Origin of the sequence: uncultured Dokdonia sp. (genome assembly GCF_947492815.1) — a bacterium.
GTDB lineage: Bacteria > Bacteroidota > Bacteroidia > Flavobacteriales > Flavobacteriaceae > Dokdonia.
This window is the reverse complement of record NZ_CANLOB010000101.1, coordinates 1-460: the sequence shown is the minus strand read 5'-3', so window position 1 is coordinate 460 and position 460 is coordinate 1. Positions and strand designations below refer to the sequence as shown.

General features: G+C 42.2%; 1 protein-coding gene. It reads right to left on the bottom strand.

The features are described from left to right. Nucleotides 1–460 (bottom strand): hypothetical protein (locus Q1A01_RS23705; RefSeq protein WP_299686060.1); only part of this gene is annotated, 460 nt, incomplete at both ends.

Here is a 460-nt window from a genome sequence, read left to right as displayed (position 1 = left end):
ACGGTACTGGTAGCTGGATCGGTATCGGTAGCACGTACATAAATTGTCGTAGAACCACTTGGATAAGCATCTGGAGTTGCAATTGCTGGAGTACCTAATTCGGCTGCAGCTAATGTCTCATGGAAACTTAATGTGAAAAACGTCTCTCCATTTATGATCATATCAGTCACATCCATCGTTAGATCAAAAATAGCAATCCCATCAAAATCATCATCACATACTTCTACTGGTGGAATCTCAGTAGGAGATGGTAATTGATTTACAACCAAGGTAAGTGTTACAAGTTCATAACAACCTGTGGCTGCATCTTCAACACGTACCCAAATCGTCTCAGGCATCATCGTTGTATTCTGATACATATCTGGTAGAGTAGGCATGCCTGCATCAGCATCAGCCTCTGTGGCATGGTAACTCACAATCCAATCAGCATTACCTCCAGTAATCTCATCATCACGACTAC